Source organism: Pseudomonas pharyngis (assembly GCF_021602345.1).
Taxonomy (GTDB): domain Bacteria; phylum Pseudomonadota; class Gammaproteobacteria; order Pseudomonadales; family Pseudomonadaceae; genus Aquipseudomonas; species Aquipseudomonas pharyngis.
The window spans coordinates 537,466-554,260 of record NZ_BQID01000002.1 but is presented as its reverse complement, the minus strand read 5'-3'; the positions used below and the strand labels follow the sequence as shown (position 1 = coordinate 554,260).

Here is a 16,795-nt window from a genome sequence, read left to right as displayed (position 1 = left end):
AACACGAGGTCAAAATGAGCCGTATCGTTGAGTTGAGTGCCCCACAATTCGCCCGCTTTGTGGCCAAAGGCAGTAGCGTCGTGCTGTTTTCGGCGTCCTGGTGCAAGCCTTGCCAAGAAATGAAACCAGTCTTCCATGCCTTGGAAGAAAAACTTCATGCGTTGGCTGCGTTTGGCAAGATCGATGTGGCGGTGTCTCCGACCATTGCGCAAATGTACGGTATCCGCGCGGTGCCATCCCTGGCGGTTTTCCATGAGGGTCGATTGTTGCGAGTCATGGCCGGATCCCGGTCGATCGGCGCCATGAAAAAAGCGATTCTCGCAGAGCTGGAAGAGGCGGCCTGACCCGGCTGTCCCTCAGGGCTATGGTTGATCTGCCTTGCGGTCCTGTTCATCGCTTGGGTGTGGATTGGCGCCGATCCAGTTAACGATGGGATGCGCGCGGTCTTCGTTGAAGATTTCCGTCAACAGTGCGTTGGCCCGTTTGTAGGCGTCGTACTTGTATTCGGTATCCTCCACCGGTTGTGCGGCCATGTCCTCAAGCATCTCAAGATTCAGCCGACGGAATCGATCCGCTCGCTCGCGGGCTTCGTATCGCCCAATGCCCAGGTACTCCAGCGCCCTGCGTCCCAAGGACAGCGCACTTTCGAAGGTTTCCCGCTCGACCGCCTCGATGCCCATCTGGCGCAAGGTAATGATGTGGCCCATGTCGCGCGCGCGCACCACCAACCTCAAGTCAGGAAAGTGCTCCTGGGCCAGTTGGGTCAGTCTCAAGTTGTCGGCCTGATCGTCGATGGCGTTGATCAGCACCACCGCCTGGTCAGCACCGGCGGCATGCAATAAATCCAGACGAGTAGCATCCCCGTAAAACACCTTGACGCCGAATTTGCGCAGCGTCTCGATATGGTCGGGGTCGTGATCCAGCACCACTACCTCAAAGCCGCAAGACATCAGCAAGCGACCGGCGACCTGGCCGAATCGCCCGAAGCCGGCGATGATCACCCGCGGATTTTTCTGGTCGATCGTGTCGGCGTCCCCTTCGGCCTGTTTGCCGGAGGATTCCTGGCGGTTAAGCAGCAGAATCAGCAACGGCGTGACACACATGGACAAGGCTACAGCTAGTGTCAGGCTTTTCCCCCACGGGTCGACCAGAATTCCGGCCACCGTTGCAGCGCCAAACACGACGAACGCAAATTCACTGCCCTGGCCGAGAAACACCGCCTGCCAGGAGCGCTGGTCAGCGGGAACATTCAGGAAGCGCCCGAGCAGTTTGATCACCAGCAGCTTGATCATTATAAAGCCCAGGGTCAGGGTCAAGACCAGCAGCGGTGCATTGATCAGCGTGCCGAAGTCGATCGACATACCTACGCCGATAAAGAACAAGCCGAGCAGTAGCCCCTTGAACGGCTCGATGTCGCTTTCCAGGGCGTGCCGGTATTCGGAGCTGGCCAACAGCACGCCGGCAAGAAAGGCGCCCATGGCCATCGACAAACCGGCTTCTTCCAGCAGAAAGCCGAACCCGAACACCAGAAACAGCGCCACGGCGCTGAAGATTTCGCGCAATCCGGAGCGCGCCACGAAGCGCAACACCGGGCGGGAAACGTACTGGCCTAACACGACGACCGCGCCGATCGCCCCGACGATTTTGGCGACCGATATCGCCAGTTCTGCACCCGACGGCGTGCCGCCATGTGCCGCCAGCAGTGGAATCATTGCCACCAGCGGAATGGCCGCGATGTCCTGGAACAGCAGCACGGCAAAACTGCTGCGGCCCACGGCGGTCGAGGTCATGTTGCGTTCGTTCATGGCTTGCATGGCGATTGCGGTCGACGACAGGCTCAGCGTCAAGCCGACCAACAGCGCTGCCGTCCAGTTCAGGCCCAATGCGACGCAAAACACCGCAATCGCCGCGCCACAGACCAGCATTTGCAAGGCGCCGCCGCCGAATACCATTCGGCGCATAGCCCAGAGCCGTTTGGGATCAAGTTCCAGGCCGATGATGAAAAGCATCAGTACGACGCCGATTTCGGCAAACTCCAAAATGGACTTCACATCCGTTACCAGCTTCAGCCCCCATGGGCCGATCAGGCAGCCGGCAATCAGGTAGCCGAGCACAGGGCCCAGCCCCAGTCGCACGGCAATCGGTACTATCAATGCCGCCGCACCCAGGTAAATGAGCATTTCAATCAGGCTGTGAGTTTCCATATCAATCTTCCTTGCCAGCGGTCAGACGTGCGCTGTAGTGCTCGAGGTGTGTGTGCAGGGCAGTTGGGTCCGCGGTATACGCGCCATGGAAAACCACAGGCTCCAGCCAGCGCATATGGCAATAGATAGCCGTAGCTTGCAGTGGCTGAGCCAGTACAGAAAAACCGGGATGGGCACCGATGCCGAAGTGATCCTCGTCGCCGCCGGTCGTAACTGCCCACAACAGAGGTTTGTCTTTAAGCGCATGGGCGTGTTTGCCGTAGGCCCAGCCATGGGTGAATACATTATCGATCCACAATTTCATCAGGGGAGGGTAGCTGTACCAGTACATTGGATGTTGCAGCACTACCAGGTCAGCCTTTTCAACCGCCCGCTGTTCGGCCTCGACGTCGATGTTGAAGTCGGGATAAAGCGCGTAGAGAGAGCGGATGACGACATCAGGATGAGTGGCTGCCTGCTTGAGCATGGCCGCGTTTACCGTGGATTTGTCCGGGTACGGGTGAGCATAAATGATCAGAATCATTGAATATTCCACGATAAATCAGTGTTCATATAGAACGCAAAAACTCCCGGGTCGTTGGGCGTGATAACGCCCAACGACCCGGGAGTCGTTTATTAAGGGATGAGACCCCTTACTGACCTTTTTGCAGTTTCAGTACTTCTTCAGCTGTAATGGGTTTGCCGCCAATGCCCCAATCGCCGCTCTTGACTTCCTCAAAGATGACCCAGGTGATGCCACGCATGCTTTCACCTTCTACGGATACCATGGCGTCCGTCACTTTCTGAATGACTTCAGCTTTTTGCTGGTCGGTAAAAACGCCTTCAATACCTTTGATGGTAACGAGTGGCATGGTCTGCTCCTTAACGGTTGTGGTGAAAAAAAGTGATGCAATGAGCCATCAAGCGTTGGCTGCGGCATACTCAGGGTAGTCCGTGTAGCCTTTGGCTACTTGATCGCCGACAGCGTAGAACGTCGCGCGATCAGGTTCAGCCAATGGCCAGCCGTTTTGCATCCGCTCTACCAGATCCGGGTTAGCAATGTAGGCGGTGCCGAAGGCGATCAGGTCGAGCTCACCCTTGGCCAATTCAGACTCGGCGAGCGTTTGGGTAAAGCCGCCGGCGGCCATTAAGGTACCTTTATACGCTTCACGGAATGCGGCACCGAAACCCGGTGGCGTTTGCGCGGCGACGATGGTCGGCTGGTAGTTCAGGTGAACGAACGCTAGTTCGCGTTCATTCAGCGCGGCCGCCATGCTCATCCAGGTTTCTTCTTCGCCTTCGTAGACGCCGAAGTCGTACAAGCGACCAAACGGGGAGAAACGTACGCCAATTTTCGAGCCGCCAATTTCGGCAGCGATCGCGTCAATGGTTTCCAACAGGAAACGCTGGCGATTGGCAATTGAACCGCCGTACTGGTCGGTACGGGTGTTCAAAGCGCTGCTGAGGAACTGATCGAACAGAAAGCCATTAGCTGCCATGATTTCGATCCCGTCGAAACCGGCATCCATCGCGATACGTGCGGACTTCACAAAGTCAGCGATGACACGTTTCACTTCGTTGGTTTCCAACGCACGCGGCACGCTGGGTTGTACCGGGCCGGTTTGGTCCGGTGTGGACCAGGCGTACACGGTGGTATCGACCGCCGGCTGAGTACCCGAAGAAACCGGAACGATGCCATGTACCGAAATGTGCGACATACGGCCAACGTGCCACAGTTGCGCGAAAATTTTCCCGCCCTTGGCATGCACTGCGTCAGTTACCGGGCGCCAGCCTGCCAGGTGTTCCTCGGTATAAATCCCGGGGGTGTACAGGTAGCCGCGAGCCTCGTCGGAAATCGGCAGGCCTTCTGTGATGAGCAAGCCAGCGGACGCGCGTTGTGCGTAGTACTGCGCGGTGAACGCGTTCGCGATGTTGTTCAGGGTACGGGTACGGGTCATCGGCGCCATGACCACGCGGTTTTTCAGCGCGGTACCGGACAGATCGTAAGGGGTGAACAGCTTAGTCATGATTGATCTCGACAGTGTTAAAGGTTGAAAGTCAGCGTTTACTTACGACTTATCGAACGCGTCCAGCACGTGAGTGCTGTAGACGAGTGCGGCGCCGGCATTCATGTTGATTGCCACGCTCAAGGCTTCGGCCACTTCTTCACTGGTAACGCCAAGCTTCTTGGCTTCGGCAGCGTGAAAAGCGATACAACCGTCGCAACGAGTGGTCACGGCCACGGCCAGAGAGATCAGCTCGCGGGTCTTGGCGTCCAGGTGGTTGGTCTTGCTACCGGCGGCACCGAGTGCAGCCATGCCTTTCATGGTTTCTGGAGACAGAGCGTTGAGTTCTACCAAGCGAGCGTTGATGTCTTTGCGGGTTTGGGTCCAGTCTTTCATAGGATTCTCACAAAAAAAGTAGGGTGGTGGATGGCGGGCTTCTTGGAACGTGGTAACAAGCTACCATCCAGTTGGTAGGCTTGCAACGTTTATTCTGAAGATATTTGCTATCCGTATAATCGAAGGTGCTGAAAACGCGCTGAAAGACAGTGTAGGGCAGTGACATGACCGAAGCGTTAACCGTTTGCCCTGAGCCGTCGAGAGCGTTTTCGGCAGGTTATTGATTTGTTTTAACCCGCAGTTTTTTGAGCGGCCGCTGGCATCACTGCACGTTTAAACCTTGAAACCGCCTACCAGTTTGTTCACGTTTATCGCCAGGCTCGATAGCTCGCTGCAAGCGCTGGCCGCCTGGCTGGCTCCCGCTGCACTTTGGGTCGAAAGCATCGGTGATGCTGACCCGATTGCGGTACACCTTTCTGGCAGGCCTGCGCCACCGCAATCGAGTTTGTCGCCATGTCGGTACTCAGTTGCATCGCACTCACAGTGAGGATCGACTTGCTTTGGATCGCCTTGTCATCGCTGTGGTTTCTTCGGTCGAAAGTTGAGTGCTATGAGCAAGTGCTCTGACTTCAACGGCCGCGACTGCAAATCTGCCCATTGATCAGCCGCCGATCGCTTCTATGGTCGACTGTTTTGGTCGTGGATTTGTGGGGCCGCGCGAACTTGCCAGGCGCAGAGGGCCGGTGTTCATCCAACCAACCAACCAGCCGGCCACTCCTCATCCATTTGGATTTGATCGCATGTTCAGCCTCGCGCAGTGCAGGTCTGGAGCCCTATGCTGAAGGCCGCAGTGATGAGGCTGCGGCCTATCGTCTTGGCCAAGTTTACCTGCATCATCGGCCTGTGCCGTTGATGCTGTTCGCGGGCGGGGATGGCGATCACCCTCATGGGCGGGCTTTCGTTGGGTCCGCTGGTGATGTTCGGGCTGATTCCGGTGCCGTATGACGTGCTGTTCGCAACCTTGCCTGCGCTGGTCAGGCGCAGCCAAAGAAGTGTATGAAAAACCAGCAGCCTGTCAGCTGTTTAACTTGTTGAAGCGCTCAAAGCCTTGTTCCAGGTCGGCGATAAGGTCTTCCGGGTTTTCCAGGCCAATGTGCAGTCGCACAAGATGGCCATCATGCTCCCAGGTTGTCGCGCTTCTGACTGCTTTAGGGTCTGTAAGCATCGCCAGGCTTTCATAGCCGCCCCACGAGTAACCGATTGAAAACAGCGACAAGTTGTCCAGCAGTGCATCGGCCGCTGCTTGGGTCGCGGGCTTGGTCAGAAAAGACAACAGACCGGAGGCGCCCTTGAAATCTCTTTTCCATAGTTCATGCTGAGGGTGGGATTCGAGGGCCGGGTAGTAAACCGCCGTAACGTCGTCATGGCTTTCCAGCCAGCGGGCCACGATCATCGCGTTTTTGTAATGTCGTTCAAGTCTTACATCCAGGGTTCGCATGCCGCGAAGCGCCAGTGACACGTCGTCAGGGCTGACGAACAAGCCCATATTGAAGTGGTATTTTTTCAGGCGGTCCCAGGCTCTCTCTGAGGCCGAGACCGTTCCCAGCACCGCGTCAGAGTGGCCGACGATGTACTTTGTGGCGGCCATGATCGAAAGATCCACACCCAGTTCCAGCGCAGGATGGTAGAGCGGGGTACCCCAGGTGTTGTCTGCGATCACCAATACGTCATGTGCATGGGCGACCTTGGCGATGGCGGGGATGTCCTGTATTTCCAGGGTCAAGGAACCAGGCGACTCGAGGTAAATGGCCTTGGTGTTAGGTTTGATGAGCGCCGCGATGTCGGAGCCGATCGTCGGGTCGTAGAACGATACTTCGATGCCAAGGCGCCGCCCCACGTCATCGGCAAAAGCCCTTATCGGCGAATACACATTGTCGGCAACCAGCAGGTGATCCCCCGTACCGACCACAGACAATATGGCTGTCGTACATGCGTTGAGACCTGAAGGGCAAAGCACAGTGCCTTGCGCACCTTCAAGTTGGGTCAGGGCCTGGGTCAGCGCCTGCGTCGAGGGGTTGTTCCATCGGCCGTAGATATATTTCTGACGGCCTTCACGCATGTCCTCGCAGGTAGGAAATACGACGGTCGAACCTCGATAAACCGGCGTGTTCACGAAACCATGATGCTGGTCGGGCTCGATTGATGCGTGGGCGAGCAGCGTTTGTACGTTTTTATAAGGCTTCATACGACCGTCCAATGTTTGTCCTGGTGGGGGGCTGGTCGCGGCTAAGGCGACGATATCAGAGTAATTCACACGATATTTAACTGTCTACCATTTGGTTGGCAATTCATTTTTTCGCCATAAAAAACAATAACATGCTCGAGCGTGTTAAATATTTATTGCATGGCTATCATGTGGATGGTAGTTTTTTTGTTGTCCGGCGTTTCTAGTGGTTGTTTGGCCAGGCGAGAGTCGGAGTTATACAAGAGGCGTGCGGGAGAGGCATGGCGCCTGACAAAGTGATGATGAGGAACGTTTTATCTGAACTTTTTAAGGTACACAAAAAGTAGGCGTTTCGATAAATAAAAAAAGCACATTAATCGCTCGGGTGGATTATGAAAAAAAATAATACCTTTCCAAAAGACCGTGGTTTCAAAGGCAGGCCCGCGAACCGGGCAGATTGGCTCGACGCCCACGAAAGTGGCTACTCAAAAAATTTGAAAAAACGCCATGTACAGATGATGGCATTGGGCGGTGCTATTGGCACCGGTTTGTTCTTGGGCGCAGGGGCCAGGCTACAAATTGCTGGTCCGTCGCTGGCCGTTGTTTATTTGGTCTGTGGCATCTTTGCGTTCTTCATCTTGCGAGCCTTGGGCGAGTTGGTAATGCACCGCCCGAGTTGTGGCAGTTTTGTCTCATACACGCGAGAGTTCATGGGAGAAGGCGCTTCTTTCGTGGCGGGATGGATGTATTTTCTGGTGTGGGCATTAACGGGCGTCGTTGATATAACCGCCATCGCTATTTACATGAAGTACTGGAGTATATTTTCTGACGTTCCACAGTGGGTGTTTGCATTGAGTGCCCTGGGTGTGGTGACCGTGATGAATATGGTCGGAGTGAAATGGTTCGGCGAAATGGAATTCTGGTTTGCGGTCATAAAGGTTGCGGCGATCAGTGTCTTCCTGGTTATAGGTTCGTTTTTCTTTGCCACCGGCCATGCGGTGGGAGGCACTATCCCAGGCTTGCACTTGATTACCGAGAATGGCGGGATATTCCCCCATGGGCTATTGCCGGCAATTATCATCGTGCAAGGCGTGATATTTGCGTATGCGAGCATCGAACTGGTGGGTACCGCTGCAGGTGAGACGGCTGATGCACGGCGCGTAATTCCTAAGGCGATCAATGGCGTGATCTGGCGTATCGGCCTGTTTTACGTGGGCTCGGTATTTTTGCTGGTGACCGTTTTACCGTGGACTGCCTACAGCGCTAACGTCAGCCCCTTTGTCACCTTTTTCGAGGCGCTCGGCATTCCTGGCATCGGTTCCGTCATGAACATTGTCGTGATGACTGCCGCGCTCTCAAGCCTAAACTCTGGTTTGTATGCAACAGGGCGGGTGTTGCGATCATTGGCCATGGGCGGGTCTGCGCCGAAAATGTTCAAACGCATGAGCACCCAGGGCGTTCCTTATATGGGGATTCTGGTCACCATGGTCATTAACGTCATTGGAGTGGGGTTGAACTTTCTCATGCCTGCTCAACTCTTCGAGTTGTTATTGAACTTGGTGTCGCTGGGGATATTGTCGACGTGGGCGTTTATTGTTTTGTCACAAATAAACTACCGTCGAGCAGTTAAAAGAGGGGAGGTAGAAATGGTGTCTTTTAAAATGCCTGGCGCGCCATTTACGTCATGGCTGACGCTTATTTTCCTCGGTGTGGTGTTGGTGCTGTTGGGACTCGATTATCCAAACGGGACTTATACTGTCTTGTCTATTCCCTTGGTGGCGATCGCGCTGTCGTTGGGATGGTGGAAGGTGGTCCGCTCCAGAACAAACGAATCATTAGATATCAATGCTCATCCTAATCAAGCAGGCGTATAAGAAATGAACGATAAGAGGCCGAAGTCGTGGTGGCCTCTTATCGTGATGAGTTGAACCAGTGCGCCGGCGCAGTGAGTATTATCGCACTAATAAATATAGGTAAGCGCCATGAGCACACGAACTGATCTTTTAGTTACTGCCGAGTTATTGTTACGAACAAAAGGCTATGCAGCATTCAGCTATGCCGATTTAGCCGATGAAATTGGTATTAAAAAAGCCAGTATTCATCATCATTTTCCAACTAAAGAACATTTGGGGGCCGCGGTCATCGAGAGTTATCTTTTTAGGTTTAAAAAAAAGCTGACATTAATTAACGAAGACAGCGCTGATGTGCTGGCGCGCTTGAAAAATTTTTCTGAGTTTTTCATTGACAGCTCCAACAGTGGCGCATTACCGCTGTGTGGCGCACTTGCCGCTGAGCTGTCGGTATTACCGGAGGCCCTTAAACAATTGACCCGACAATTTTTTGAAGTGCACCTTGCTTGGTTAAAAAATAATTTGGCGCTCGGGCAGTCGTTAAACGTCATCAAAGCAGAACTAGATCCCGAGGCGCTGGCAAGGGCGCTATTGAGCGTGCTGGAAGGCGGTAGTTTTGTTGCATGGGCGCTCAGTGAGAAGGTGACGGATCTGGTTGGGTTTAATTTGATTTTGAATAGTAGTGTCGTGCCAGGCCGGACCTGAAGGCCATCGTTAAGCATTCCCGCGATGTAGCCGCCCAGTTGCATCGCAGGGCAACGAGTTGATGAGTAAGCACCGCGTCTAGGTGTTCAACGGGCTTGCGGCTGTCGCTTTCGTTGAGCAGGTTCCGGACCCGCAGCTTTGGCTCGTTGGAGCGGACCGCAGTGAAGACGATCCAGAATCGCGAGCACTCGCTTTGGCGATTGCCCGTCTGAGCGAGTGGAAGATTCGGGCTCGACTCTGCGCGCACTTGTCTCGATGGAATTACGGGTAGTCACAAGCGATCACTGATATAAGCCGCTGCAATAGTGGGAAGCGTATGTTGCCGATATGCACACTGAAGTTCCTCGTACGATTTCAGGTCTGACGGGGGGCGAGCGACGCTTCCAAGTAAGGGGATGGGAGGAGGGGCTCGGCCCTCAAAGTTGTGAGGGAACAAATTGACAATATTTTTTTTGGCATAAGTATATTCATAAAAATCATTACAGCGCGGTATGTCGCTATCTAGCTCCTTCACCTAGGGCATAAACCTAGGGCATAAATAGTTGGATCGCACTGTGAATGAGCCAATAAAAAAAGGAGTCAAAAAATCGTGAGTCTTTCAACAAGATTCTGTCTCAAGACCAGCATTAGTGCCTGCGTTGTTGTGCTGGCGACCGGAGCAAACGCCGAGTCCCTAGGTCAGAAAATCTACACTCAAGGAGGCGAGTCACCTGCAGCAGTGGCTTGCGCTACCTGCCATTCTACCAATGGGATGGGCAACAGCAGCGCAGGATTTCCCCGTCTTGCGGGCTTGCCGCAGGGTTATTTGGCCAAGCAACTTGAAGATTTTCGCTCTGGAAAAAGGGCCAGTGCCGTGATGCAACCCATCGCATTGGCGCTTAAAAATACTGAAGGTGAGGCTGTTGCTCGCTACTTAAATGCATTAGTTGTCGATGCTCCGAGTGTCGGGTTGAATTCCACAGGTAGTCTGGGCAGTGTCGCTGAAAAACTGGTGAAGCAAGGAGACTGGAGTCGCAATATTCCTGCGTGTGTGGCTTGTCACGGGGTGAGTAACACTGGCGTGGGAGAAAGCTTTCCCCCGCTTGTTGGCCAGTCCAGTGCCTACATCGCGGCGCAGTTAAATGCTTGGCGCAGTGGAACGCGAAAGAATGACCCAAATGAACTAATGAGCCATATCGCACGTTCGTTGAGCGATACCGAAGTTCAAGATTTGTCAGTCTATTTGCCCAGGTTGAGCGGTGAGGTTAAGCAATGAAGTTTCCAGCGAAAATACTGCTCACTATTGCCATAGCTGTGCCACTTCTGGTTGCGAAAACGTTGTACGAAGAACGCGACATGGCTCCGACAATCAAGGGTCCGGTCGGATCTCAACGTGATGCGAATGCTCAAAGCCACGCCATCATGGCGGTTGATACGGTTTCGCCTTCTGTATTTACCCCACCGCAAGAAATGGACCTGCCAGACAATGCCTTCGGGGTGCTGGTAAAGGAGGGCCGTGATATTTTTGTCAATACTCAAAAAAATGCTCCTGAGTATGTTGGCAATGGTCTTAACTGCAGTAATTGTCACCTCGATCAAGGTCGTAAGGCGGATTCTGCCCCTCTGTGGGGAGCTTATGGCATGTACCCCGCCTATCGAAAAAAGAATAACAAAGTGAATACGTTTACCGAACGGATGCAGGGTTGCTTCGAATTCAGCATGAACGGCAAGGCTCCCTCCAGTGATAGTCATGTAATGAAAGCGCTCGGCACCTATGCCTATTGGCTCTCGACCAAGGCACCTGTGGGCGAGAACCTTCCAGGGCGCCTCTATCCTGTTATCCCCGCACCTGAAAAAGGTTTTGATCTGGCTAAAGGGAAACAAATATATGTTGAACAATGTTCCATTTGCCATGGAGTGGAGGGGCAGGGCCAAAAGTCCTTGGGAGCATTCGTATTTCCGCCGCTTTGGGGATGGGAATCTTACAACTGGGGGGCGGGGATGCACCGCATCAATACTGCCGCCGGTTTTATCAAGCAAAATATGCCCCTGGGTAAGGGCGGTTCTCTGACGGATGATGAAGCTTGGCATGTGGCTGCATACATCAATAGCCATGAGCGACCTCAGGATCCTCGTCTGGTCGATGGTTCCATTGAAAAGACCCGAAAAAAGTATCACGAAGGCGACGGCGTAAACTTATACGGAGAGACCGTTAATGGTGTGATGCTGGGACAAGGTATCAACCAACCGGATTAGCGCTAGCCGCGGCGCCGTGTGTAAGCAAATGTGCAATGTAGCCGTCAGCAGCTTCAATTGCATACCGCAGATGGGTGCTTGGAATGGGCTGAAGTAGCCGGAAAATATCCGTCTACTTTAGGCCATCCCTAGCCAAAATAGAGTCGCGATGAACTTTTCCTGCATCATGCAAGTTTACTCATCTTTAAAAACCAGGGTGAGATCAAGTAGCCTCATTCTGCTACTTAATCCGTTGTGAGCCATGGCGCGGTGTGACCCTGTGGGAGTTGTCTGGCGGCCTTAATGGAGTTTATATAAAGTTACCAAGACCGCCGCTCTCTTATTTACATCGCCCGCTTTGGGCGGCTGCGGTTAATACCGCGCATCCACCGGCTTACCACCCTTCGGCCAATCCTTCAGTTTGTCTGCGAAATCCGGCCTTGGCTGCTGGGAGAAGTACGCCGCCACATCCACAGCCTCTTGGTCCGACAACCCACCCTGCCCCAATGGGAATTTCTCGTGGAACCCGATCGGCATGTTGCGTTTAACAAACGCCGCAGCCGTGTATGTGCGCGCCATCCCCGCCCCAATATTGAACGACTGTTCGCCCCACAACGGCGGATACACCCGTTCGCCATCCGCTCGCGTCAGACCTTGGCCATTGTCGCCATGGCACACCGCACATTGCTTGGCATAAACCAGCTTGCCGTTGTCCAGATTAGGCTTGATCGTCGTGTCGATCTTGCCCACCCCGCGCCCTGCCACTCTATATTCCAGCTTAGCGTTGTTTTTCATCCAGTCGAAGTACGCCACCATCGCCTGCATATCTGTCGATTGTGGTGGCAGCGGCTTGCCATTCATGGAGCGGCGAAAGCAGCCGTTGATCCGTTCTTCCAGGGTCACCACTTTGCCCGCACGTGGCGCATAACCTGGGAAAAACGTCGAGACGCCAACAAACGGCGAACCGTCCGCCACAGTGCCCGCGTTGAGATGGCAACTGGTGCAATTGAGCGAGTTGCCGACGTTATTGGGCAGCAGCTCCTTGGTCTGCAGATGCAGGCGCATGCCGCGTACAACTTGTTCGGCGTTGGGGGCTGTCAGTAACTCAGCCAAACGTGGGGTTTCGAAGGCTGAAGAATCAGTGGTGATCGGGTTGAGCTGGTCGCGCATTTTCTTCACTTGGGCTGCGCTGATGGGCGTGCCTTCATTGTTCCAACTGCTGCGCACGAAACTGAGGATTTCGGCGATTTCCTGATCTGCCAGGCGAGCAAACCCGGGCATGGTGTAGACCCGTGGATGGGTTGCCGTCTCAGCCGTTTTCCACCCGGTGAGGGTGATGTGCAGCAGTGAAGCCGGGTCGTTCGAGGCGACACTCGGGTTACCGGCCAACTGTGGAAACAGGCCTTTCACCCCGCCGCCATCGCTACGGTGGCAGTCACTGCAAAACTGCATGTAACCCAGGCCGCCACGGCTGTTGAACAGTTCCTTGGGCGGTGCTGCGGGCTCGTGCGCCACGGCAGGCATCGGCAGGTCATCCTTACCTGGCGGCAGGGATTTCAAATAGGTCGCGATGGCCGTCAAGTCAGTGTCAGTGAAGTGCTGAGTGCTGTGGTGAATCACATCGGCCATGTTGCCCGAGACTGTGGCAAAGCGGTTCTGCCCGGTTTTGAGCAGTTGCACGGTGTCCTCCACCGTCCACAAGTTGCGCAGGCTCAACGCGCGCCAGTGTTCGACGGTCTCGCCGGCCAGGTAATGCTGGCCGCTGCGGTCCGCATCGCTCATGGCTTTTTCCTGGAAGGCGATGCCGCGCGGGGTGTGGCAAGAGCCGCAGTGGCCAAGGCCCTGGACCAGGTAAGCGCCACGGTTAAGCACTTCATCCTTCGCCGCATCAGGCACGAACGGCTGCTTGTCGAGAAACGCGAAATTCCACAACGCCAGGCCCCAGCGCTGGTTGAACGGAAAGCCCATCTGCGCTTCCATGTTCGGTTTTTTCACTGCCTCCACGCCCTGCATCAGGTAGGCGAACAAGGCGCGCATATCGCCTTCGCTCATCTTCGCGTATGACGGATAGGGCATCGCCGGGTACACGTTCTGCCCGGCAGGCGTCACGCCTTCACGCATCAACCGGTCGAACTGCTCGAATGTGTACTGGCCGATGCCAGTGTCGCGGTCCGGGGTGATGTTGCTCGAATAAATCGTGCCCATCAGCGTGCTCAGCTCCAGCCCGCCGGCCATTGGCGCGCCTTGTTTGGCGGTGTGGCAGGCGATGCAGTCGCCCAGTTGGGCAACGTACTTACCCTGTTCGATCAGCGAGGGGGGAGCTTCGTTGGCGTGCAGGGGAAGAGACAGACACAGCGTCACCCCCACAAGGCACAGACGTAACAGGGGAAAAATCATCGCACTATTCCTTTAATAACCCGGCCTGGGGCGGTCCCCTCGGCGCAGGTCTGCAATCGTTTTTATTGAGTCATCAGGCAGACAACCGGGGCGTGGTCAGCCCCAGCATCGTTTTAGCAAATTTTTTGCGGGCGTCCCTTGATGTGGGTCAGCGTCAGCCACTTACATCAAGGGATTTTATTAAGTGACTCGGACTTCGCCACTGACAACGCGATTTGAAAAAAGCGGTCGACGCAGTGCCCGCCGGTGACACTCACTACACCCGTTCGCTCAGCCGAACAAAGCTGGGGGCAAGTCACGGGCTATAGGCGAGGCTTAGGCAGGCCTGGAAGTGGATGGCTCATGTACATCACTAAATAGCCTTCACCAGCAAGGCCACCGAAACCGCCATCGAAACAGCGGCGAACCCTTTTTGTAGGTGTGGACCTGCTAGCCTGGCCGCGATCAGGCGCCCGCACATCATTCCAACCAATGCGCCCAGGGAGAACGGCAGGGCAATCGCCCACTGCAGATGGCCGGCCGCCGAGCTTGCGGCAACGCCGGACATCGACACCAGTGCAATCACCGCCAGGGACGTTGCCAGCACCGACTGCGCGGTCAAATTGGTGTATCGCTGCAGCGCCGGCACCATCACAAAGCCGCCGCCCACGCCGAGCAAGCCCGAAAGCCCGCCCGCAACCACGCCCGACACCGTGAGCGCCCAGGCGCACGGCGCCGTCCAGTTCAGCTTGCCTCGTTGGGCGTCCAATACGCAGGGCGGCGGCTTGCTCGCGACAGCGGCCTTTGACGCCGCGGACGGCGGCAACGACCGTTTGAATACCCGGAACGCCACATACATCAGCACGCAGGCAAACAGGATCGTCAGCGGACGATTCGGCGTGCGCTGCGCCAACCAAAGGCCCAGGGGCGAACAGATGATCCCGGCGGCGGCAATTAACAGCGCTGCCTTGTAGCGGACGGTGCCGTTTTTCAGGCCCATCACCGCGCCCAGGGTCGCGGCCAGGCCGACGGCCAGCAGGCCAATGGGCCCGGCCTCGGCCATGCTCAAGCCCGCCCCGAACACCAGCAACGGCACCGCGAGTATTCCACCGCCGGCGCCGGTCAGAGCCAGAATCACGCCCACTGTCAATCCGAGCAGTAAGACGATGATCATTTCAGTCTCCTTGCGTTCAGCCCTGATTTCATTGGTCGGTCAACTCGGGTTTCGCCAGCCATTCGCGGCCCTTGAGCATGCCCTTCCAATACAGCGGTGGAAGAATCCGCTCTTTGAGCAGCCAGGCCAGCCGGGACGGGCGGGTGCCGTCGATCAGCCATGACGGGAAGCTGGGGGCGACCTTGCCGCCATAGGTGAACTCCGCCAGGACGATCTTGCCGCGTTCCACCGTCAGCGGGCAGGAGCCGTAACCGTCGTACTGCGCGCAACCGTTCGCCTTACCCATGGCCGCCAACACGTTATGGGCCACCACCGGCGCCTGTTTGCGGGCGGCGGCAGCGGTCTTGGCGTTGCTCGAATTGGCCGCGTCGCCCAGCGCATGAATGTTTGCCCAGGTTTTATGTCGCAGCGTGGCGGGGTCGACATCAATCCAGCCGGCCGCGTCAGCCAACGGGCTGACTCGAATGAAATCCGGCGCGACCTGCGGCGGTACCACATGCAGTAAATCAAACTCACGGGTCACCACACGGGGGCTGCCATCCAGATTCACCCCGCTGAACGTGGCCGTCCGTGCCGGGCCGTCGACGCGGGTGAGGGTGTTGCCGAAATTCAGGTCGATACCGTAAGCAGTGACGTATTCCATCAGCGCCGGCACATAGTCCGGAACCCCGAACAGCACCGCACCGGCGCTGTAGAACTCGATCTCGATGGCATCCAGTACGCCGCTGCGTTTCCAATGATCGGCCGATAGGTACATGGCTTTTTGCGGCGCCCCGGCACATTTGATCGGCATCGGCGGCTGCGTGAAAATCGCCCGACCACCTCGCAGTTGCTGCACCCTTTCCCAGGTATAAGGTGCCAGGTGATACAGGTAGTTGGAGGTCACGCCGTTGCGGCCCAGGGTCTCCGACAAACCTTCGACGGCATGCCAATCGAGCTTCAGGCCGGGGCACACGATCAGTTGCTCGTATTTGACGACCCGGCAGCCATCCAGAATGACCGCATTTCGCTCGGGCTCGAAAGCCGCCACCGCTGCCTTGATCCAATGCACGCCGCGGGGCAGGGTGGTGCCCATCGTGTGAGCCGTTTGACGCGCGTCGAACACACCGCCGCCCACCAGCGTCCAGCCAGGCTGGTAGTAATGCACATCGGCCGGGTCGACGATCGCAATGTCGAGCCCCGGCGCGCGGGCCAGCAGGCTGGAGGCGGTGGCGATACCCGCCGCGCCGGCGCCAATGATGACTACGGTGTGCTGCGCCTCAGCCACTTCGACCGGCGTGCGACCCTGGTTCGCAATCCGCCGAATCACGCCCTTCATATCGAACCCGGCTTTTTTGGCGCTCTCGACGATGTGCGGCAGGTCGTGTTGACCCGCTTGTGACAGCGCCCACATCGTTGTCGAGCGCATACCGGAGCGGCAATAGGCCAACACCGGCTTGGGCAGCGTTTCCAACAGCTTGCCGAAGGCAGCCCCTTGCTCGTCGGTGACTTTGCCCGATTCGGCGGGAAGGTAGTGCGCCTCGATGCCGACTGCGTCGGCGGCGCGTTTGATTTCGGCAAACAACGGTTGGTCGCTGCCTTCGCCATCGGGGCGGTTACAAATGATGGCACGAAAGCCGGCGGCTTTCAGTTCAGCCAATTGGCTGGGGAAAATCTGTTCTGATACTGATAAAGCAGGTGCAAGGCGGCGGATATCCATTAGTGTCTCCGTTATGGCTATTTTTCTT

At 56.0% G+C, this 16,795-nt stretch carries 14 protein-coding genes and 1 pseudogene; 6 read left to right on the top strand and 9 right to left on the bottom strand.

What is annotated here, in order from left to right; translation table 11 throughout:
* Positions 1-14: 14 nt before the first annotated feature.
* Positions 15-344, top strand: a complete 330-nt coding sequence (locus L6D74_RS06010; protein ID WP_179028428.1) for a thioredoxin family protein — start codon at positions 15-17, stop codon at positions 342-344.
* An 18-nt stretch (positions 345-362) separates the two neighbouring features.
* On the opposite strand, the gene kefC is transcribed toward L6D74_RS06010, so the two are convergent.
* The 5 genes from kefC to L6D74_RS05985 form a co-directional block, all read right to left on the bottom strand.
* Positions 363-2,204 carry a glutathione-regulated potassium-efflux system protein KefC gene (gene kefC, locus L6D74_RS06005; protein WP_236188179.1) on the bottom strand — a complete coding sequence of 614 codons (1,842 nt, stop codon included), beginning with the start codon at positions 2,202-2,204 and terminating at the stop codon, positions 363-365.
* A 1-nt stretch (position 2,205) separates the two neighbouring features.
* Positions 2,206-2,727, bottom strand: a complete 522-nt coding sequence (gene kefF, locus L6D74_RS06000; RefSeq protein ID WP_069787677.1) for a glutathione-regulated potassium-efflux system oxidoreductase KefF — start codon at positions 2,725-2,727, stop codon at positions 2,206-2,208.
* Between the two features lie 109 nt (positions 2,728-2,836).
* Positions 2,837-3,055: a tautomerase family protein gene (locus tag L6D74_RS05995; RefSeq protein WP_069787676.1), complete on the bottom strand. Its 219-nt coding sequence runs from the start codon at positions 3,053-3,055 to the stop codon at positions 2,837-2,839.
* Positions 3,056-3,103: 48 nt separating this feature from the next.
* Positions 3,104-4,210 carry an alkene reductase gene (locus L6D74_RS05990; protein WP_069787675.1) on the bottom strand — a complete coding sequence of 369 codons (1,107 nt, stop codon included), beginning with the start codon at positions 4,208-4,210 and terminating at the stop codon, positions 3,104-3,106.
* Between the two features lie 42 nt (positions 4,211-4,252).
* The gene (locus tag L6D74_RS05985; protein ID WP_236188176.1) at positions 4,253-4,585 is read right to left on the bottom strand and encodes a carboxymuconolactone decarboxylase family protein; all 333 of its coding nucleotides are present in this window, start codon (positions 4,583-4,585) and stop codon (positions 4,253-4,255) included.
* Between the two features lie 784 nt (positions 4,586-5,369).
* On the opposite strand from L6D74_RS05985, the pseudogene L6D74_RS30080 reads away from it, so the two are divergent.
* A pseudogene (locus L6D74_RS30080) lies at positions 5,370-5,585 on the top strand (hypothetical protein); the annotation flags it as partial.
* Positions 5,586-5,600: 15 nt separating this feature from the next.
* On the opposite strand, the gene metC reads toward L6D74_RS30080, so the two are convergent.
* On the bottom strand, positions 5,601-6,770 hold the full coding sequence (metC, locus tag L6D74_RS05980; protein ID WP_236188175.1) for a cystathionine beta-lyase: 1,170 nt from the start codon (positions 6,768-6,770) through the stop codon (positions 5,601-5,603).
* Between the two features lie 371 nt (positions 6,771-7,141).
* Here metC and L6D74_RS05975 point away from each other — a divergent pair, with 371 nt between their 5' ends.
* From L6D74_RS05975 to L6D74_RS05960, 4 genes are all read left to right on the top strand, one after another.
* Positions 7,142-8,623: an amino acid permease gene (locus tag L6D74_RS05975; RefSeq protein ID WP_236184450.1), complete on the top strand. Its 1,482-nt coding sequence runs from the start codon at positions 7,142-7,144 to the stop codon at positions 8,621-8,623.
* 108 nt (positions 8,624-8,731) lie between these two features.
* Complete coding sequence (locus L6D74_RS05970) at positions 8,732-9,304, top strand: TetR/AcrR family transcriptional regulator (protein ID WP_236188173.1); 573 nt, start codon at positions 8,732-8,734, stop codon at positions 9,302-9,304.
* A gap of 589 nt (positions 9,305-9,893) precedes the next feature.
* On the top strand, positions 9,894-10,559 hold the full coding sequence (locus tag L6D74_RS05965; protein ID WP_236188171.1) for a c-type cytochrome: 666 nt from the start codon (positions 9,894-9,896) through the stop codon (positions 10,557-10,559).
* On the top strand, positions 10,556-11,539 hold the full coding sequence (locus tag L6D74_RS05960; protein WP_236188169.1) for a c-type cytochrome: 984 nt from the start codon (positions 10,556-10,558) through the stop codon (positions 11,537-11,539). Before L6D74_RS05965 ends, L6D74_RS05960 begins: the two co-directional genes overlap by 4 nt.
* A 351-nt stretch (positions 11,540-11,890) precedes the next feature.
* Here the strand turns inward: L6D74_RS05960 and L6D74_RS05955 are convergent, their stop codons facing one another.
* From L6D74_RS05955 to L6D74_RS05945, 3 genes are all read right to left on the bottom strand, one after another.
* On the bottom strand, positions 11,891-13,915 hold the full coding sequence (locus L6D74_RS05955) for a c-type cytochrome (protein WP_236188167.1): 2,025 nt from the start codon (positions 13,913-13,915) through the stop codon (positions 11,891-11,893).
* Positions 13,916-14,267: 352 nt separating this feature from the next.
* Positions 14,268-15,068: a sulfite exporter TauE/SafE family protein gene (locus tag L6D74_RS05950; RefSeq protein ID WP_236178662.1), complete on the bottom strand. Its 801-nt coding sequence runs from the start codon at positions 15,066-15,068 to the stop codon at positions 14,268-14,270.
* Positions 15,069-15,096: 28 nt separating this feature from the next.
* The gene (locus L6D74_RS05945; protein WP_236188165.1) at positions 15,097-16,767 is read right to left on the bottom strand and encodes a bifunctional protein tyrosine phosphatase family protein/NAD(P)/FAD-dependent oxidoreductase; all 1,671 of its coding nucleotides are present in this window, start codon (positions 16,765-16,767) and stop codon (positions 15,097-15,099) included.
* Positions 16,768-16,795 lie beyond the last annotated feature (28 nt).